The sequence below is a fragment of the Pseudomonas sp. LBUM1664 genome (assembly GCF_059695895.1).
This window is the reverse complement of sequence record NZ_CP166791.1, coordinates 5,048,763-5,068,535: the sequence shown is the minus strand read 5'-3', so window position 1 is coordinate 5,068,535 and position 19,773 is coordinate 5,048,763. Positions and strand designations below refer to the sequence as shown.

Genomic DNA, 19,773 nt, shown 5'->3' with positions numbered 1-19,773 from the left:
TTCAATCGCCAGGGAACTGCCGTCTACTGTCAGATCTTACAGGTGCGCACAGGCGCAGGCCGGTCAGTTGCCGCTCAAGCCGCGGCAACATCCAGCGGCTCAAAACTGTCCGCCCGCGCCATCTGCCACATCCGCGAATAAAACGCGCCATTCACCTCACCCGTCAGCAATTCACCCGGCTTGAGGAACACATGCAACTGGGAAAACAGCTTGATTTCAGTGGCGGACATGCGTCGCACAAGGTGCTTGGGTTGCAACTGCGAAGGGTGGTCGAGGCCGGCGGCAGCGAGCATTTCGGCCAGTGCCTTGAGGGTGTTGCGGTGGAAGTTGTAGACCCGCTGAGCCTTGTCCGGGACGACCAGGGCGCGCTGGCGCAGGGTGTCTTGAGTGGCAACGCCGGTGGGGCATTTGTTGGTATGGCAGCTTTGGGACTGGATGCAGCCGATGGCGAACATGAAGCCCCGTGCGGCGTTGGCCCAGTCGGCGCCGATGGCCAGTACGCTGGCGATGTCGAAGGCGCTGACGATTTTGCCGCTGGCGCCCAGCTTGATCTTGTCCCGCAGGTTCAGGCCCACCAGGGTGTTGTGCACAAACAGCAGGCCTTCGCGCAATGGCACGCCGATGTGGTCGGTGAATTCCACCGGTGCTGCGCCCGTGCCGCCTTCCTTGCCGTCCACCACGATGAAGTCCGGCAGGATTCCGGTTTCGAGCATGGCCTTGGCGATGCCCATGAACTCCCATGGGTGACCCAGGCAGAATTTGAAGCCTACTGGTTTGCCGCCGGACAATTCACGCAGTTGCTGGACGAACTGCATCAGTTCGATGGGTGTTGCGAACGCGCTGTGGCGCGACGGTGAAACACAATCTTCGCCCATGAGAATGCCACGGGTTTCGGCGATTTCCCGGGTGACCTTGTGCTTGGGCAAAATCCCGCCGTGGCCAGGTTTGGCGCCTTGGCTCATCTTGATTTCAATCATGCGCACCTGTGGGTTCTGCGCCTGGGCGGCGAAGCGCTCCGGGTCGAAGCGACCGTCGCCGGTGCGGCAGCCGAAATAGCCGCTGCCCAGCTCCCAGGTCAGGTCGCCGCCGTGTTCGCGGTGGTAGGGGCTGATGCTGCCTTCACCGGTGTCGTGGGCGAAATTGCCGAGCTTCGCCCCCTGGTTCAACGCCCGGATGGCGTTGGCGCTCAGGGAACCGAAGCTCATGGCCGAGATGTTGAACACCGACGCTGAATACGGCTGGGTGCATTGCGGGCCACCGACGGTTACGCGGAAACCACTGGGGTCGTTCAACGGGGCTGGGCGCATGGAATGACTGATGAATTCGAAGCCGGTCTGGTAAACGTCGATCAAGGTGCCGAATGGTTTGTCGGCGCTTTCGTTCTTGGCCCGGGAGTACACCAGCGAGCGTTGGGCACGGGAGAAGGGCAGGGCGTCGCTGTCGGATTCGAGCAGGTACTGGCGGATCTCCGGGCGGATGCCTTCGACCAGGTAGCGGATATTGCCCAGGATCGGATAGTTGCGCCGCACGGCGTGGCGGCTTTGCAGCAGGTCGAACAGCCCCAGCAGACTTAACAGCCCAGTCACCAGCGCAATCGGCCAGAGCCAGTCGTATTCCAGAAACGGCAGGCTGGCGAGGGTGAAAATCACACAGCCTACAAAGAAGGCGTAACGGCTCAGCAAAGACAGGCTCATACGGTTTCCTTGGGTTTGAGCGTTGGGTGGGGCAACGCGGTACTGGCAGACACGGCCCCTGTGGGGGCCGTACCGAGGGACATTCTGCGCTGGCAGCGAAACGGCGGGCAACTGTGGCGAGGGGATTTATCTGCGCTGTTGTGGGAGCAAGGCTTGCCCGCGAGGGGGTGATGCGGTCTTTCAGAAACCGAGGCGCCTGTTGCGCGAGCAAGCTTTGCTCCCACAGGTCCCACAGCTTCTACAGCCCCCTCGTCACAGTTGTGCTCAGCCTGCCTGTTTCATCTGGCGCACCGGCAATTGCACGCGGAACGTGGTGCCGACGCCGACTTCGCTGCGTACGGTTATCTCGCCGTTGTGTTTTTTCACGATGCCGTAGGACAGCGACAGCCCAAGCCCTGTGCCCTGGCCGACGGGCTTGGTGGTGAAGAACGGGTCGAAGATTTTTTGCAGTGTTTCTGGCGGGATGCCCGAGCCGTTATCGGAGACTTCGATCCACACGGTTTCACCCTCGACGCCGTTGCTCAGGGTGATGGTGCCGCGCTCGGGGCCGAGGGCCTGGGCGGCGTTGACGATCAGGTTCATGATCACCTGGTTGATCTGCGACGGCAGGCATTCGACTTCCGGCAATGGGGTGTATTGCTTGACCACGTCGGCCTTGTACTTGATTTCATTGGCGACGATGTTCAACGTCGAATCCATGCCTTGCTGCAAATTGGCCAACTGCCATTCCTGGGTGGAGTCGACGCGAGAGAAGTCCTTGAGGTCCTTGACGATCTGCCCGACCCGGGCGATGCCGTCCTTGGATTCCTTGATCAGCAGCGGAATGTCTTCAATGAGGAAGTCGAGCTCCACCTGATCGCGCAGCGTCTTCAAATGCACCACCAGCTCCGGCGAGGTGATGGCTTCCTCGGCACTGCCGTAGGCCTGGAGCATTTCCTGAAGTTTGCCAAAGTAGCCGCCCAACGCCCCCAGGTTGGAAGAAATGAAACCAATCGGGTTGTTGATTTCGTGGGCCACCCCGGCCGCCAACTGGCCCAGCGAGGCGAGTTTTTCCGATTGCACCAACTGGGTTTCCAGCATCTTGCGTTCGTCGATTTCCATTTGCAGCAGGGCGCTGGCCTGTTTGAAGGCCTGGGTCCGTTGTTCCACCAGGTCCTCGAGCTTGTTCATTTTCAGCTGCGCGCGGGAGGTCATTTCCCATTTGGTGGTCAGGGTGTTGGCCATCTGCTGGACTTCGATGTTGTCGAAGGGTTTTTTCAGGATCAGCAGCCGGTCGTGACCGTTCAGGCGGTCCAGCAGTTCATCCCAGGAATAATCCGAATAGGCGGTGCAGACCACCACTTGCAACAGCGGGTCGCGCTTCCAGAGTTCTTCGATGGTCTTGGCGCCATCCCAACCCTCGGGCATGCGCATGTCGACGAAAGCCAAGGCATAAGGCCGCTCCTTCGCTGCCGCCTCCAGCAATTTATTCAGCCCTTCCTGGCCGCCGTAGGCCGAGTCAAGTTCAAACACTGTGCCGACAGGTTTCGGTGCGTCGCCGAACAGCGCGCTTTCCATGTCTTGCAGATCGGCATTGCTCTCATCCTGCGGGGTGAGGATCTTGCGAAAATCGTCATGAATGGCGGGCGTATCGTCGATCAATAGAATGCGGCGGTTACTCAGGCTGTTCATGGTTCTCCTTCCGCGAGTGTCAGAGGCAATTGCAATACGAACGTCGCCCCTGTGCCTGGCCCCTCACTGTGGGCGGTGAGGTGGCCGTTCATTTCAATGGCCGCCAGTGCGCAGCTGTGCAGGCCGAACCCGTGGCCTTCTTTACGAGTGGTAAAACCGTGGGCGAAGATGCGCGTCATGTTTTGCTCGGGTATGCCTTCGCCTTCATCCTTGACGCTGATCTGCAAGGTTTCGTTGTCTACGACCGTGGCCTGCAGGGTCATGTTCCGGGCATGGTTGGAAACCCCCGCCATGGCGTATTTGGCGTTGCTGATCAGGTTGATCAGAATCAGCAGCAAGCGGTGCTTGTCGCCCATGATCCGCGGTACATTCCCATATTCCTTGATCACCGTCACGTGGTGGCGAGTTAGGGCACCAGAGTTCATGCGCAGGGCATCTTCGAGCAATTCGCTGACCACCAGGGGTTCCATCAGGCTGTTGGCGCCGGCGTAGGATTGCTGGGTGGAGACGATGTCCTTGATGTGGTCCACGCTCTTGCTCAATTGAGCCAGTTCGTCGGTAAGGCCTTGTTGCTCGAGCGCGATCGCTTCTACCAGTTGGTTGAGGTAGCCGGGTAGCAGCTTGCCTTTTTCGTCTTCGGTGAGGAAATACCCCAGGTTGTGGGAGTGTTCGTTAATCAGTTGCATCGCCTTGCCCAGCCCCAGGGCCTTACTGCTGCGCAGTTTGCGGCTGATCAGGTCGGCGGAGATGTTCACGCTGTTGAGCACATTGCCCACATTGTGCAATACGTTGGTAGCGATTTCCGCCATACCGGCCTGGCGGGCTGCGTCCATCAACTCGCTCTGGGTGTCCTTGAGCTCGCGGGTGCGCTCATCGACCCGTTGTTCCAGTTCATCGTTGGCGGTTTGCAGGGCTCTGTTGACCCGCTTGATCTCGGCGAAGCTGCCCATCAGCCGGATCGCCAGCCAGATCAGGATCATCACCAGGAACATGGCGAACACCAACAGGAGAATATGGTTGCGCTGGTGGTTCGCGGCGGCTTTCTCCTGATCCTTGTCGAGCAGGCTGGTGATGGTGTCCAGCTGACCGGCCACGGGGACCGCCGCGATGCCCAGCAACAGTTCATTGACCTTCGGTTGTTCGCGCAGGATGAGCCCGATGTGCTTGCGCAGGATTTCGACGGAGTTACGAAGGCCCTCGGGCAAACGCTCCTTGTTGATGTCCAGCTTGTTCAAGCCCAGCAGCACTTCGGCGGCTATTTCACTGGTGCTGACCTGAGCGAATTCCATGCTGCTGAGCAACAGGTCGTACGTGTCGATGGCAACGTTCTGCAATTGCAGTCTGTCCGTATCGGACAGCTGGGCAAACTGACTCTGGATGTCGTCCTCGGCGGTGGGCAGGAAGGCCATGGAGTTGCGCAGCAACGCATTGTGGGATTTGAACTGTTCCACCAAACGGGTTTTTTCCTTGATCGCCTTCAGGTATTCGTCGCGTTCGCTCTCCCAGAGTGAACGTGCGTGGCGTCCCGGAACCGATTCAATGACGTCGAGGCGCTCCCAGAGGATTGTCATCTCGTGCAGGGGCGAGACCAGGGGATCGTAATTGTGGCTCAGGGCGATCCGGGCTTTGAGTACTTCGTTGTCCCAGATGGCGTCCTGCTGTTTGAGCAGGCGGATCAGGTCCCGGGATTCAATATACGAGGCGGCCTGCTGCGCACCCGATTTGATGTACATGAACAACAGGATCGAAGCCAGCAACACGCCGATGAACACCAGGCCAAGGCGACGGAGGGTTGTCATAGGGGCTTGCCCTCCCATTCGCCGGTCAAGGTCTTGAGAAATTCGACGATCAGTTCCGTATCGTTCTTCACGGGCTCACGGCCCAACTGGTACTTGAACATCACCTCCACCGCGCGTTCCAGCGTCGGCGCAGAACCGGCATGAAAGTAGGGGGCCGTGACGGCAACGTTGCGCAGGCTGGGTACCTTGAAAACCTGACGGTCTGCTTCATCGCCGGTGATGTTGAAGCGCCCTTCGTCGGCCTGGGTGGGGTTGCCCCGGTCCTTGATGTAGTCGCCCATGATGCCGAACTTCTGAAACATGTTGCCGCCGATGTTTACACCCTGGTGGCAAGCAATGCAGCCGTACGCCTTGAAACGCTCGTAACCGAATTTTTCCCGGGGCGTCAGGATGTCGGTGTTGCCCAGCAGATACTGGTCGAAGCGCGATTTGGGGGTTAGCAGGGTGCGTTCGTAATCGGCCAGGGCGCCTTGGATATTGGGCTTGGTCACCCCGTCGGGGTAGGCATTGTCAAAGTCCTTGGCATAGCCCGGGTCATCGGCGATGCGTTTGACCACCGCTTCCCAGGTGTTGCCCATTTCCGTGGGGCTGGTCACGACGATGTGCACCTGTTCTTCCAAGGTGTCGACGCGCCCGTCCCAGAACTGGTGGAAGTTCAGGCTGGCGTTGAACACAGTGGGCGTATTGAGCTCCACCGGTTTGCCGTCGAAGCCCAGGGAAAGCCGTTTGTCGTCGGCACCGCCCTTATCCAGGCGATGGCAACTGGCGCAGGACAAGGTGTTGTTGACTGACAGCCGTGGATCATTGAACAGCCGCTGCCCCAACTGGACGCGCTTGGGGTCCAGGGTTGGAACGGGAGGTAGGGGTTTGAGCGGTTCGTCCAGTGGCTCGGCTCGGGCGGTCACGCTTAATCCCACGAGCAGGCCGAGAGCCAGAATCAGTCCATGTGACGCCATGGGATGCTTTCCTTGAAACTTTTGGTTTATGGAGCTCAGGTGTTCACAAAAACGGGTTCTGGCGTGTTTCCCATTCGACCATCCATGCGGCGAAGGCTTGCGGCTCCACTGGCTTGCTGAAGTAGTACCCCTGGGCCTCCTCGCACTGGTGAAGCTTGAGGAATTCCAATTGCTCGAGGGTTTCCACACCTTCGGCGATGATGTGCAGGTTCAGGCTCTTGCCCAGGCTGATGATGGTACTCACCAGTTTCGCGTCGTTACTGTCGATGCTCAGGTCGCCGACGAATGATTGGTCGATCTTCAGCACATCCACCGGAAATTTCTGAAGGTAGCTCAGGCTTGAGTAACCGGTGCCAAAGTCGTCGATGGCCAGCCGTATCCCCAGCTGCTTGATGGCCTTGAGGATGGCGACGGTGGTGTCGACGTTCTGCATCAGCACGCTTTCGGTGATCTCCAGTTCTAACTGTGTCGGGTCGAGTCCGGTTTCCTTGAGGGTGCGGGCGATGCCTTCGACAAAGCCGCGTTGGCGAAAGTCGATGGTCGAGATGTTCACCGACAGGTAGAGCGGCCGCATTCCCTGGGCTTGCCAGCGGCAGGCCTGCTGGCACGCTTCCTGGAGCACCCATTGGCTTAGCGGCACGATCAGTCCGCTGTCCTCGGCCACCGGGATGAAGTCCGACGGGAAAACCAAACCCTGGCCTGGCCGGTTCCAGCGCACCAACGCTTCGACACCAACCACTTTGCCACTCGTCAGGTCGAGTTTGGGCTGGTAATGCAGCACGAACTCCTTGCGTTGCAGGGCCAGGCGCAGGCCGGACTCGATGGTCTGTTGCTGGCGGGCCCGGCGGTTCATGTCTTCGGTGAAAAAACGGTAGTCGTTGGGGCCGGCTTCCTTGACGTTGCGCATTGCCGTCTCGGCTTTCTTGATCAGCGCCACGGCATCGAAACCGTCGTTCGGATACACGCTGATGCCCAGGCTTGCGGTGACGGTCAGGTCGTGGCCGTCGATGGGTTGGGGAGTGCTGATGGTTGTCAGCAGTTTTTCGGCCACGCCTTTGGTCTGCTGCGCGTCGACAACGTCCCCCAGCAGCACCACGAATTCATCGGAACCGTAGCGAAACACCGAATCGGATTCACGCACCACCGTGGTCAGCGCCCGTGCCACCCGCTTGAGCATTTCATCGCCCACTGGATGCCCCAGCGCGTTATTGATGCGCTTGAAGCGATCCAGGCCGATGAACATCACCGCCAGTTGCCGGTCATGCCGGCGGCACTGGGCCATGGCTTGGGTCAGGCGATCGCCGAGCAACATGCTGTTGGGCAGCTCGGTGAGCACGTCGTATTGCAGCAGGTGGGACACTTTGAGCAATTCCTGGACCCGCTCTTCAATCGTTCGCTCCAGGCTGCGCATTTTTCTTGCCGCATCCTGGGCCAGTTGCCATTTCCAGGTCATGGCACTGGCCATCTGGCGGATTTCCAGAGTGTCGAACGGCTTTTTGAGGATCAGCAACTGGTCGTCGAACTCGATACGTTCGGACATGGTTTCCCAGGAGTAATCCGAGTACGCCGTGCACAAGGCGATTTGCAGCCGCGGGTCGGCTTCCCACAGGCGCTCGATGGTTTGCAGGCCGTCCCAGCCCGGCGGCATGCGCATGTCGGCGAACACCAGGGCGTAGGGCTGGCCCTCGGCCTGGGCACGCTTGACCAATTCCAGCGCCTCTTCACCCTGATAGGCCGAATCGATCTGAAATTGCAGCCGGTTGACCTGCGGCGTACCGAACAGCAGGCTCTCGGTGTCGTCCAGAGAATCATCGTTACCGACGCTGGGGCTGAGGATTTTGCGAAAGTCCTGATGGATCGCCGGCGTGTCATCCACCACCAGAATTCGTCTGTTCGCGGGTACCGCCAAAGGGTTCATGGGTTGCTCTCCGATAGCTGGCTCGCAGGCCGGGTCCAGTGGTCCGTCACGGGAACGATGGTGCCGGCCTTGAGCAGTTCGGCCGCCTGGCCGCTGTCGACCACGGTGCTGAAGTAATGCCCCTGAGCCTGCATCGGCCCGCCGCTGGTCATCAGCGTGGTGCGTTGTTCCTGAGTCTCGACGCCTTCGGCAATGATCCCGATGCCCACATCCCGGGCGAAGTTGATGATCGCCCGCAGGGTCGTGGCGTTCTCGGGGTCGTCGTTGGCACTGTCGAGAAACCGCTGGGCGAGTTTTAGGTGGTTGACCCGGTAGGTCTTGAGGTAATCGAACGAAGAGTACTCCGTGCCGAAATCATCGATGGCGATCTGCACGCCCAGTTCGCACAGGCGCGGCAGCACGTCGTTGTGGGTCCACTTGGTCTGGGCCAGGGTGGCTTCGGTGACGTCGAAGCGCAGGTCCCAGGGGGCCAGTTCCCAGCGCGCGGTCGTGCGCAGCACGTCGTAGATCAGCTCCGGACCGGTCTTGAGCTGGGTCAGGGACAGGTCGATGGCGATCACCGGGGGCGCCATGTCCTGGTCGCGCCACTGGCGCATCTGTTGGCAGGCCTGGTCCAGCACCCAATGCCCGAGACCAACGATGATCCCGGTCTTTTCGGCGGTCGGCATGAACGCCGACGGTTCCAGCCAGCCACGTTGAGGGTGCTTCCAGCGCACCTGCACGCCCATGCCGAGAATTTTGCCGGTGCTCAGATCGACCTCCGGCAGGTAATGCAATTGCAGCTCGTTGTTCTCAATGGCCTGGCGCAGGTCGCTGGCCAGTTCGACCCGGTCCGTCACTTCCTGGTTAATTTCTTCGTTATGGAAATGGTACTGGTTACGGCCCTTTTCCTTGGACCGGTACAGGGCCATGTCGGACTGCGCCATCAGGCTGTCGGCACTCAGGCTCTGAGGAGTGTAGAGGGCGATGCCGATGCTCACGGAGATCCGCACGTCGTTGCCGTCCAGGGAGTAGGGCACCACCAGGGCGTCGCGGATCTTCGCCGCCAGCGTGGCGCAGTGGGTCACCTCATGGACGTCCAGCTGCAGGATGGCAAACTCGTCGCCGCCCAGGCGCGCCACCACGTCGTTTTCCCGAGTACAGCCCTTGATGCGCGCGGCGACTTCCTGCAGCAGCAGGTCACCGATGGGATGGCCCAGGGTGTCGTTGATTCGTTTGAAGTGGTCCAGGTCCAGGTAAAACATCGCAAACGGCGTCGCCCCCCGGCGAGCCGCGGCGAAGGCCTGATGCAGGCGTTCGATCATGGTGGCGCGGTTGGCCAGCCCGGTCAGGCCGTCGGTGCGGGCCAGCAGGGCGATTTTCTCTTCGGCCAGTTTGCGTTCGGTGATATCGAGGATGATCCCTTCCACTTCCAGCAACAGGCCCTGCTCGTTGCGCACCGGAATGTAGCGATTCTCGACCCAGCGGAACGTGCCGTCGCCGGTGCGCATGCGAAATTCGATGGAAGCCCCGGCCGTGTCGCGGTCCAGGACGCGCACCATGGCGTCGTCGATTTTGCTCTGGTCGTCCGGGTGGATCAGGGTTTTTGCCCAGTCCGTTGAACTGACCAATTGTGCCGCGACATGACCGAACTTGGTGATGTTGTGGGACATGTACATCAAGGGAAACGGCGGTTCGCCTCGCAGGCGATACAGGATGGTCGGGCTGTTTTGCACGATGATGTTGGCGTCGGCCAGTTCCCGGGTACGCTCCTCCACCGCCTGCTCGAGCATGTCCATTTTCAGCGCCGCGTCTTCGGTCATCTGCCATTTGACGGTCAAGGCACTGGCCATCTGGCGGATTTCGATGGCGTCGAAGGGTTTTTTCAGGATGAGCAACCGGTCGCCCAGGTCGAGGCGATCGGAGATGTCTTCCCAGGAATAATCCGAGTAAGCAGTGCACAGGGCCACTTGCAGCTTGGGATCGACGCGCCACAGGCGTTCGATGGTCTCAAGGCCGTCCCAGCCTGGGGGCATGCGCATGTCAATGAAGGCCATGGCGAAGGGCTGCCCCTGGGCCAGCGCCGACTCCACTTTATTCAGGGCTTCCATGCCCTGGAAGGCCGAATCGAGCACGAAGCTCTGGATGGAAACCGCCACCGGCGCGCCGAACAGGGCCTCTTCGGCGCTGCTCAGGCTATCCTCGGGAAGCGCCTGGGGGCTGAGGATTTTTCGAAAATCCTCGTGAATGGTCGGGGTGTCGTCGACGATCAGGATCCGCCGATTGGTTCTCTCCATCGGCAGGCTCATGGCCGTGCACCGTTGTGATGCGGACTATAGAACCGTGGGAACATCTGATATCCCTTTCTATTGGCATGAGTATTCTGGCCTGTACTTGGCCCTTCATGAGGTACAGCATAGTCGTCTCATCGGGATGCGCTCGGCCGGTGAGGGCAAATTGTGTCTAAATCTACGCAATCTACTAGCCTGAATTTTGGGGGTAGCGTAGAACAGTTGACGTTAATAGGAGGGGGCCGCAATGGAAGATCAATCGCCGGACGTTCCGGTAATTAAGCCGACGGTGCTGTTGGTCGACGACGAAGAGTCGATTCTCAATAGTCTGCGCCGGTTATTGCGCAGCCAACCGTATGAAATCCTGCTGGCCGACAGCGGTGCCAGGGCCCTGGAAATCCTCAAGGAGCGGCCGGTCGATCTGGTAATGACCGACGCGCGCATGCCCAACATGGATGGCGCCACGCTGTTGTCGCAGATTCGCAAACTGTATCCATCGACCTTGCGCATCCTGCTCACCGGTTACGCCGACGTGGACATGATGACCAAGGCCATCAACGAGGGGCAGCTCTACCGCTACCTCAGCAAGCCCTGGAACGACGACGAACTGGTGCAGGCCCTGCGCCAGGCGCTGGCCCACCAGCATTCCGAAAGCGAGCGACAGCGCCTCGAAGCGCTGAACCGCGAGCAGAACCAGCAACTCAAGACCCTCAACGCCACCCTGGAAAAACGCGTGGCGTCGCGCACCTCTGAGTTGCAGCAGACCGCCGACATGCTCGACCTGGCCTATGACGAGCTCAAGCGCAGTTATGTAACCAGCACCGAAGTGTTTTCGTTGATCGCCAACCTGCGCCTGCCCAAGACCAAGCAGACCAACCGGCAGATCATCGAGCTGATCCGTGTCTACAGCCGGCTGCACTTCCTGGACGAGTCCACCGACCGCGACCTGACCATGGCCGCGGCGCTCTACAACATCGGCAAGCTGAGCTGGACCGACAATATGATGGTCACGCCCGCCGACATGCTGCACCACACCGAACTGGAGCTGTACCGCGCCTATCCGAAGCAGAGCGAATCGCTGCTGATGACCCTGGATCCGATGAAGGACGCGGCCCGGATCATCCGCCATCACCAGGAGCGCTGGGACGGTAGCGGTTTCCCCGAGCATCTGCGCGGTGAAGCCATTCCGTTCGGTTCGCGGCTGTTGAAACTGGCGGTGGACTTCATCGAACTGCAGCGCGGGTTGATTCTCGAGCGGCAGATGAACAGCGACGAAGCGCTGGTCTACATCCGCAAATACGCCGGCAAGCTGTACGACCCGGACATGATCGAGGACTTCATCAAGGCCTGTGGCGAATACCTGGACGATGTGACCCTGTCCGACCCGTCGGTGCAGGTCATGACTACCCGGGACCTGGCGGCTGGCATGATCCTGGCGCGCAACCTCAACGCCGATAACGGCATGCTCCTGCTGAACGCCGGCAAGATCCTGAGCGGCCCGCTGGTGGAAAAACTCATCGCTTTCGAAGCGATGGAAGGGGCCCGGTACAGCGTGTTCGTCAAAATTCCCGAGGAGGCAGACCCGGCGGTGCCCAAGCCGATTTTGGGCTGAGGCCGCTCCAACTGCGATGCAATTCAATTGTGGGAGCGGGCTTGTTCGCGATAGCGGAGTGTCGGTTGATTTATTTCTAACTGATACACCGCTATCGCGAGCAGGCTCGCTCCCACATTGATATGTGTGTTGATCCTGATACTTGGGCCATGCTTTGCTCCCGCCGCTGCGGTCTGTAATCTCCCTGGCATTTCTTGCTCAAGGCGTTGTACCTATGACCACTTGCCCCTTGCTCATTCGAATCGCCGCCGCCCTGTTGATCGGGCCGGATGGCCGGACCCTGCTGGTGCGCAAACGTGGCACCCAGGCCTTCATGCAGCCCGGTGGCAAGATCGAAGCCCATGAACAACCGGTCCAGGCCCTGGCCCGTGAGCTGGAAGAAGAGCTTGGGCTGAAGATCGATCCGACCCAGGCCCGTTACCTGGGCCCGTTCAGCGCTCCGGCCGCCAACGAGCCGGGTTATGTCGTACAGGCTGAAGTGTTTTTGCTGACAATCGATGCCCCGGTGTCTCCCGCCGCCGAGATTGAAGAGGTTTGCTGGATCGACCCGGCCGGCGACAGCGATCTGTTGCTGGCGCCGTTGACAGGCGAGGTGATTCTGCCGTTTTATCGAGCCTCACAGCCCGTAACGTGCTGACCCAAGACTCAAGGATTGATGCTCATGATTCCATTGCCGGACCTACTGATATTCGCCGCCGCCGCGTTGCTCATGGTGCTCACGCCCGGTCCGAACATGATCTACCTGATATCCCGCTCGATCTGCCAGGGCCGCAAGGCCGGTGTCATTTCCTTGCTGGGGGTAGTGGCGGGCTTTTTCGTGCATATGTTCGCGGCAGCAGCGGGGCTGACGGCGGTGTTCCTGGCGGTGCCCATGGCCTATGAAATACTGAAATGGGCCGGTGCGTTGTACCTGCTGTGGCTGGCCTGGCAAGCGGTGAAGCCCGGCGCGCGTTCGCCGTTCCAGGCCCAGCAGTTGCCGGCGGACTCGACGCGCAAATTGATCACCATGGGGTTTCTCACCAGCGCACTGAATCCGAAGATCGCGGTGTTTTACCTCTCGGTGTTCCCGCAGTTCATCAGCCCGGAACACGGCTCGCTGTTCACCCAAAGTATCATCCTGGGGCTGACCCAGATCAGCGTCAGTTTCAGCGTCAACCTGCTGATTGCCTTGTTCGCCGGGGGCATTGCCTCGTGGTTCGTCCACAACCCCACTTGGCTCGCGGCCCAGCGTTATTTCATGGGCTTTGTGCTCGGCGCCCTGGCGCTGCGCCTGATGCTTGAGCAACGGCGTACAGCGTGAGCATTCGACGGCTGAGAGCGGGCGATGCCCAGGCGTATCGCCAATTGATGCTCCAGGCGTATGCGCTGCACCCGCAGGCGTTCACCTCCAGCGTCGGTGAGCGGGCAGCGATGCCCATCAACTGGTGGGAGTCACGCCTGACCAGCAAGCTTGATGTGCTGCTGGGGGCGTTTGTGGAGGATGAACTGGTCGGTATTGTCGGGCTGTCCCTGGAGCCCCGGGAGAAAGCCCGGCACAAGGTGACACTGTTCGGCATGTACGTCGCCGATGCCCATCGCCACGGCGGGCTGGGTTACCAATTGGTCCAGGCCGCCCTCGACGAAGCCCGTCGCCATGCCTTTTTACGCCTGGTGCAACTGACCGTCACCGCCGGCAACGACCCGGCCCTGAAGCTCTACCAGCGCTGCGGTTTCGTGCAATACGGCCTCGAGCCGCTGGCGATACGCGTGGGCGAGGACTACCTCGACAAAATCCACATGTGGCGAGAGCTCTAAAACCACCGCAGACTCCCTGTGGAACTTGCACATCCAACATCAATGCAAGCTGATTCACCGCTATCGCGAGCAGGCTCGCTCCCACATTCGATCTGTTGTGAACCCAAATTTTATGCCCACCAAAGATCCCGTGTGGGAGCGAACCTGCTCGCGATGGGGGCGACTCGGTGTCAGCGCACGGCACTGACACCGTCGAGTGTGGAGAACGACGTGTCCTTGGCCGTCAACAGAAAGTCGCGCATGTACGGTGCGTCGAGCATGTCGGTCCGAACCGCGGCGTACAGCGTGGCGAACAGGCCTTTCTCCCCCAGCCGCTTGGCCTTCACATAGCCCCGCGAGCTGTATTCATGCAGCGCCCAGTGGGGCATGCCGCACACGCCTCGGCCGCTGGCCACCAGTTGCATCATCATCACCGTCAGCTCGGACGTGCGCACCTGGGCCGGTTCGATGTCGGCCGGTTCCAGGAAGCGGGTGAAGATGTCCAGGCGATCGCGCTCCACCGGATAGGTGATCAGGGTTTCGCTGATCAGGTCTTCAGGCACGATGTAGGGCTTGCCCGCCAGTCGATGCTGGTTGGCTACGGCGAGCATCGCTTCGTAGGTGAACAGCGGCACGTAAGTGATGCCGGCCAGTTCCAGCGGGTCGGAGGTCACCACCAGGTCCAGGTCGCCGCGGGCCAGGGCCGGCAACGGGGCAAAGGCGAAGCCCGAGGCCAGGTCCAGTTCGACTTCCGGCCAGGCGTCGCGGAACTGGTCGATGGTCGGCATCAGCCACTGAAAGCAACTGTGGCATTCGATAGCCATGTGCAAACGCCCGGCGGTGCCGCCGGCCAGGCGCGCAATGTCCCGTTCGGCGCCGCGCAGTAACGGCAGGGCGGCATCGGCCAGTTGCAGCAAGCGCAGGCCGGCGCTGGTGAACCGGACCGGTTTGGTCTTGCGCACGAACAATTGCATCCCCAGGCGCTCCTCCAATTCCTTGAACTGGTGGGAGAGGGCGGACTGGGTCAGGTGCAGGCGTTCGGCGGCTTCGACCAGGCTGTCGGCTTCGCGCAGGGCATGCAAGGTCTTGAGGTGACGGAGTTCAAGCACCGGGGTGGCTCCATGAGGAAAACTTGTGATCAACACGAAAAGGTTGAGTTTGTCTCATGTAGGTCGAACTGTCGACAATGGCGCCATCTTTATAGGAGGACACACACCATGGCTCTGGCCCACACCCTTGGTTTTCCACGCATCGGCGCTGATCGCGAACTGAAAAAAGCCCTCGAAGCCTACTGGAAGGGCGACCTGACCTCGGTCGCACTGCAAGCGGTAGGCCGTGAGCTGCGGGCCCGGCACTGGCAACTGCAGAAAGACGCCGGCATCGACCTGCTGCCCGTCGGTGACTTTGCCTGGTACGACCAAGTGCTCAGCCACTCCTTGACCCTGGGCGTCGTCCCGGAGCGATTCCACAGCACTTTGAGCCCCCAGGGCCGGCCGACCCTCGACACTTTGTTCGCCATGGCCCGTGGCGCCACCGTTGCCTGTTGCAATGCCGATCACGGCCAGGTCCAACACGCTCAAGAACTGACCAAGTGGTTCGACACCAACTATCACTACCTGGTCCCGGAGTTTTGCGCCGATCAGACCTTCGCCCTGAGCTGGGAACAACTGTTCGACGAAGTGGACGAGGCCCATGCCCTGGGGCATCAGGTCAAACCGGTGATCATCGGCCCGCTGACTTATCTGTGGCTGGGCAAGGCCAAGGGCGACGATTTCGACAAGCTCGACCTGCTGGAGCGCCTGCTGCCGATCTACGGTGAAATCCTCAATCGCCTCAAGACCCAGGGCGTGGAGTGGGTGCAGATCGATGAACCGATCCTCACCCTCGACCTGCCACTGGCTTGGAAAAGCGCGTTCGAGCGGGCTTATCACATCCTCCAGTATTCGCCGCTGAAAAAACTGGTGGCGACCTACTTCAGTGGCCTGCAAGACAACCTCGGCCTGGCGGTGAGCCTGCCGGTGGACGGCCTGCACATCGACGCGGTGCGTGCGCCGGAGCAACTGGGCCAGGTGCTGGATCGCCTGCCAACCTACAAGATTCTGTCGGTAGGCCTGGTCAATGGTCGCAACGTCTGGCGCTGCGAATTGGAGCAGGCGCTGGCACAGTTGCAACCCGCCCAGGAACGTTTCGGCGACAACCTCTGGGTCAGTACCTCTTGCTCGTTGCTGCACAGCCCGGTGGACCTGGAGCGTGAAGACCGCCTCGACCCCGAACTCAAGAGCTGGCTGGCCTTCGCCGTGCAAAAGTGCGGTGAAGTGGCGGTGTTGCGCGATGCACTCAACGATCCGCAGGCCCCCGGTGTGCAGCGAGCCTTGGCCGAAAGCCGTGAAGTGCAGGCCCGTCGCGCCGGTTCATCGCGCATTCACAAACCCGAGGTCCAGGCCCGCCTGGCGGCAATCGGGCCCCAGGACAGCCAGCGACGCTCGCCTTTTGCCCGGCGTATCGAACAACAACGTGCGCGGCTGAAATTACCGGCCTTTCCCACCACCTCTATTGGCTCCTTCCCGCAGACCCCGGCGATTCGCCTGGCGCGCCAGGCCTACAAGCAAGGCAAGCTGTCGACCAATGACTATCAGGACGCCATGCACACCGAAATTCGCCATGCCGTGCAGATCCAGGAGCGCCTGGGCCTGGATGTGCTGGTCCATGGTGAAGCCGAGCGCAACGACATGGTGGAATACTTCGCCGAGCAACTGGACGGCTACGCCTTCACCCGTTTCGGCTGGGTCCAGAGCTACGGTTCGCGGTGCGTGAAACCGGCGATCATCTACGGTGACATCAGCCGGCCGAAGGCCATGACCGTCCACTGGATTCGTTACGCGCAAAGCCTGACTGACAAGGTCATGAAAGGCATGCTCACCGGCCCTGTGACCATGCTGATGTGGTCGTTCCCCCGTGAAGACGTGTCGCGCCAGGTTCAGGCACAGCAACTGGCCCTGGCCCTGCGTGACGAAGTGGTGGATCTGGAAAAAGCCGGAATCAAGATCGTGCAGATCGACGAGGCTGCGTTTCGCGAAGGGTTGCCGCTGCGTCGTGCGCAATGGCAGGAATATCTGGATTGGGCGGTGCAAGCGTTCCGCTTGAGCGCGTCTGGGGTGGGCGACGAAACCCAGATCCACACCCACATGTGCTACAGCGAATTCAACGATGTGATCCAGGCCATCGCGGCCATGGACGCCGACGTCATCACTATCGAAACCTCGCGTTCGGACATGGAGTTGCTGGAGGCGTTCGAAGCGTTCGACTACCCGAACGATATTGGCCCGGGTGTCTACGACATCCACTCGCCACGGGTGCCGGACACAGCCGAGATGGTCGCGTTGCTGAGCAAAGCGGTGAAGCGGATTCCCGCCGAGCGGCTGTGGGTCAACCCCGATTGCGGGCTGAAAACCCGGGCGTGGCCGGAGACTGAAGCGGCGCTGGTGAACATGGTGGCGGCGGCGCGGCAGTTGCGTAGTCAGTTGGCTTGAAGAGCCGGGTGTTTTTGTAGACGAACACCGCACCTGTGGCGAGGGAGCTTGCTCGCGCTGGAGCGCGAAGCGGTCCCAAGAGTCTTTATCCTCTGAATTTGATCAAGGCTTGAAGTTTTGGGGCTGCTGCGCAGCCCAGCGGGAGCAAGCTCCCTCGCCACAGGAATGGCGTTTGTCGTTGGTTTTAGGCTGGCACGGCAACCACTCGGCAATCTTCATCAAACTGTCACGTAACTGTGGCAGCGCGCTTGAACAAACTTCATCAGACTCGCGCTCTACTGGGGTTCTGCGTTTTGGTGTTTCTTCATGCGTGTATTTATTTTTCTGGCCGCGTTGTTATTCGGCCTGCCGTCGTTTGCGGCTTCTCGCTGTGATGTCAATGTTGCGACCCAACGGGTCGATCTGGATCAGGTAAGCCTGGCGTACCAGAGCATTGGTCGCGCCTCCGATCCGGCGTTGCTGTTGGTGATGGGGTTAGGGGGGCAGTTGATCCATTGGCCGGACGAAGTGGTGGTTGCCCTGTGCGAGCAAGGCTTTCGGGTGATCCGCTACGACAACCGGGACGTGGGCTTGTCTTCTTGGCGCCAGGCACCGGGCAGCGCCAACCTGACCTTTGAAGCCTTGCGCTACAAACTCGGCTTGCCCGTGGCCGCGCCTTATACCTTGACCGACATGGCCGAAGACGGGCTGGGGCTGATGGACGCGTTGCAGGTGCAAAACTTCCATGTATTGGGGGTGAGCATGGGCGGGATGATTGCCCAGCACATAGCGGCCATGGCTCCGCAGCGGGTCGAAAGCCTGACGTTGGTCATGACCAGTTCCGGCGCCGAAGGCTTGCCGGCGCCCAGCGCAGCGCTGGTGCAATTGTTGTCCCGACGCAGTGCGCCGAATCGCGAAATGGCACTGGAACAGCAGGCTGATCTGTTGGCTGCCCTGGGAAGTCCCCTGGTGGTCGATGACCGCCAGATGCTGTTGCATCAGGCCGCCCTGGCCTATGACCGCGCCTTCAACCCCGAAGGCGTGAAGCGCCAGATCATGGCGATCCTGGCCGAGCCGAGCCGGGTGACGCTGCTCAATCAACTGCGGGTGCCGACCCTCGTCGTTCACGGCACCGCTGACCCGTTGCTGCCGGTCATGCATGGTGTGCATCTGGCCGCGCACATCCAGGGCAGCCAATTGAAGTTGATCCCGGGCCTGGCCCATCGCTTTCAGGATGCGTTCAAGGCGCCGTTGCTGGCGGCGGTGTTGCCCTATCTGCAACAGCACCGCGAAGACACGTCGCACTGGGCACAGATCGATTCGACAACGGCGCCTAACCTGCTCTGAAAAGGCTTCTAAGGATGCTGTTCGTTAAAAATCCTGATCAAACCGTCAACCGCAACCGCGCCAAGTCCCGCAACGGCGGCGCCCCGAACAGCCGGCTGTACTCGCGGCTGAATTGCGAAGGGCTTTCATAACCCACCCGATACCCCGCCGCCGAGGCCTCCAGGCCTTCGGCCAGCATCAGCCGACGGGCTTCCTGCAAGCGCAGTTGCTTCTGGTATTGCAGCGGGCTCATGGCTGTCATCGCCTTGAAGCGGTGATGCAGGGTCGAGACACTGAGGTTCACTTCCCGGGCCAGGTCATCAATGCGCAACGGCTGTTCGAAATGGCTGTTGAGCCATTTGATCGCCTGGCTGATGCGATGGCTCTGACTGTTGGCGATGGCAATTTCGTACAGCCGATAGCCCTGGGGACTGCGCAGTAGGCGGTACATAATCTCCCGGCGTATCAGCGGCGCGAGCATGGCGATGTCTTTCGGGCTGTCCAACAGTCGCGTCAGGCGCAGCACGGCGTCGAGCATCGGTGTGTCCAGGCGTTCGACATACAGGCCACGACCGGCGGGACGGGTCGGTACACCCAGTGGGCCGGCGTCGGCGATCAGTGCGGTGATTTCCGCCGGGTCGATGTTCAGGCGCAGCGCCAGAGTCGGACGCTCGGGCGAAACGTTGGCGATGCACCCGCTCAACGGCATGGAGACCGAGACCACCAAATAATTGAGCGGGTCGTAGTTGAACAGTTCGTCTGCCAGGCGCACCTGTTTGTTGCCCTGGGCCATGATGCACAGCGCCGGTTGTGCCAGCACCGCTGTGAGGCCATGAGGCTGGCTATGGCGCGACAGAATCAGTGAGCCGATGGCCGTGGCATAGTTGCCATCTTCGCTGGTATTACGGTCGATGATCGACGCCAGTTCAGTGCGCTGTTGTTCCAGATAAGTGTCCAGCGGGACGTGGACGTGATCGAGCGGCGCCATGCCGAAATCCTCGGGTGATAGGGGATCGATGAACAAAGCTTATGTTTGTGCAAGGCGCAGCGGTAGCCACATCCTGTTGAAAGCTTGCCTGATCCTGCACGGCGTGCCGGGCTGCAACAGTGCAATGTCGGCGAAACTTGCTTGAAACCTTTTGTTTCATCTTCCGGGGATTCAGCCGGGTCGAACGCGGACGTTGTCCCGCTTGTGCGCAGGATTGTGCAATGGGTCGGCAGGAATCGACTAACGAACCTGGCGTC

Annotated in this window: 14 protein-coding genes; 6 read left to right on the top strand and 8 right to left on the bottom strand. The window is 60.6% G+C overall.

Annotated elements, in window-relative coordinates:
- Positions 1-74: 74 nt before the first annotated feature.
- The 6 genes from ACA047_RS23705 to ACA047_RS23680 form a co-directional block, all read right to left on the bottom strand.
- Positions 75-1,694: an FMN-binding glutamate synthase family protein gene (locus ACA047_RS23705; RefSeq protein ID WP_497353513.1), complete on the bottom strand. Its 1,620-nt coding sequence runs from the start codon at positions 1,692-1,694 to the stop codon at positions 75-77.
- Positions 1,695-1,958: 264 nt separating this feature from the next.
- Complete coding sequence (locus ACA047_RS23700) at positions 1,959-3,365, bottom strand: ATP-binding protein (RefSeq protein WP_497353511.1); 1,407 nt, start codon at positions 3,363-3,365, stop codon at positions 1,959-1,961.
- Positions 3,362-5,164, bottom strand: coding sequence for a DAHL domain-containing sensor histidine kinase (locus ACA047_RS23695; protein ID WP_497353509.1), 1,803 nt, complete (start codon positions 5,162-5,164; stop codon positions 3,362-3,364). Before ACA047_RS23695 ends, ACA047_RS23700 begins: the two co-directional genes overlap by 4 nt.
- Positions 5,161-6,120 (bottom strand): cytochrome-c peroxidase, encoded by a 960-nt coding sequence (locus tag ACA047_RS23690; protein WP_497353507.1) that lies wholly within the window; start codon positions 6,118-6,120, stop codon positions 5,161-5,163. The genes ACA047_RS23695 and ACA047_RS23690 overlap by 4 nt, the downstream gene beginning before the upstream one ends.
- Before the next feature lie 43 nt (positions 6,121-6,163).
- Positions 6,164-8,038 (bottom strand): EAL domain-containing response regulator, encoded by a 1,875-nt coding sequence (locus ACA047_RS23685; protein ID WP_497353505.1) that lies wholly within the window; start codon positions 8,036-8,038, stop codon positions 6,164-6,166.
- Complete coding sequence (locus tag ACA047_RS23680) at positions 8,035-10,326, bottom strand: GGDEF/EAL domain-containing response regulator (protein WP_497353503.1); 2,292 nt, start codon at positions 10,324-10,326, stop codon at positions 8,035-8,037. The genes ACA047_RS23685 and ACA047_RS23680 overlap by 4 nt, the downstream gene beginning before the upstream one ends.
- 229 nt (positions 10,327-10,555) lie before the next feature.
- On the opposite strand from ACA047_RS23680, the gene nosR reads away from it, so the two are divergent.
- The 4 genes from nosR to ACA047_RS23660 all read left to right on the top strand — a co-directional run bounded on the left by nosR (position 10,556) and on the right by ACA047_RS23660 (position 13,714).
- A complete protein-coding gene (nosR, locus tag ACA047_RS23675; protein ID WP_497353501.1) occupies positions 10,556-11,920 on the top strand; it encodes a response regulator c-di-GMP phosphodiesterase, NosR family in 1,365 nt (454 codons plus the stop codon).
- A gap of 214 nt (positions 11,921-12,134) precedes the next feature.
- Complete coding sequence (locus ACA047_RS23670) at positions 12,135-12,557, top strand: NUDIX hydrolase (protein ID WP_497353499.1); 423 nt, start codon at positions 12,135-12,137, stop codon at positions 12,555-12,557.
- A 24-nt stretch (positions 12,558-12,581) separates the two neighbouring features.
- Positions 12,582-13,220: a LysE family translocator gene (locus ACA047_RS23665; protein ID WP_497353497.1), complete on the top strand. Its 639-nt coding sequence runs from the start codon at positions 12,582-12,584 to the stop codon at positions 13,218-13,220.
- The gene (locus ACA047_RS23660; RefSeq protein ID WP_497353495.1) at positions 13,217-13,714 is read left to right on the top strand and encodes a GNAT family N-acetyltransferase; all 498 of its coding nucleotides are present in this window, start codon (positions 13,217-13,219) and stop codon (positions 13,712-13,714) included. Before ACA047_RS23665 ends, ACA047_RS23660 begins: the two co-directional genes overlap by 4 nt.
- Before the next feature lie 170 nt (positions 13,715-13,884).
- On the opposite strand, the gene metR is transcribed toward ACA047_RS23660, so the two are convergent.
- Entirely contained in the window at positions 13,885-14,802 is a 918-nt protein-coding gene (metR, locus tag ACA047_RS23655; RefSeq protein ID WP_058546066.1) for a transcriptional regulator MetR, read from the bottom strand.
- Between the two features lie 108 nt (positions 14,803-14,910).
- On the opposite strand from metR, the gene metE reads away from it, so the two are divergent.
- Complete coding sequence (gene metE / locus ACA047_RS23650) at positions 14,911-17,223, top strand: 5-methyltetrahydropteroyltriglutamate--homocysteine S-methyltransferase (RefSeq protein WP_497353492.1); 2,313 nt, start codon at positions 14,911-14,913, stop codon at positions 17,221-17,223.
- A gap of 306 nt (positions 17,224-17,529) precedes the next feature.
- The gene (locus tag ACA047_RS23645; RefSeq protein ID WP_497353490.1) at positions 17,530-18,549 is read left to right on the top strand and encodes an alpha/beta fold hydrolase; all 1,020 of its coding nucleotides are present in this window, start codon (positions 17,530-17,532) and stop codon (positions 18,547-18,549) included.
- Positions 18,550-18,586: 37 nt separating this feature from the next.
- Here ACA047_RS23645 and ACA047_RS23640 read toward each other — a convergent pair whose 3' ends face one another.
- The gene (locus tag ACA047_RS23640; protein WP_497353488.1) at positions 18,587-19,516 is read right to left on the bottom strand and encodes an AraC family transcriptional regulator; all 930 of its coding nucleotides are present in this window, start codon (positions 19,514-19,516) and stop codon (positions 18,587-18,589) included.
- Between the last annotated feature and the right edge of the window lie 257 nt (positions 19,517-19,773).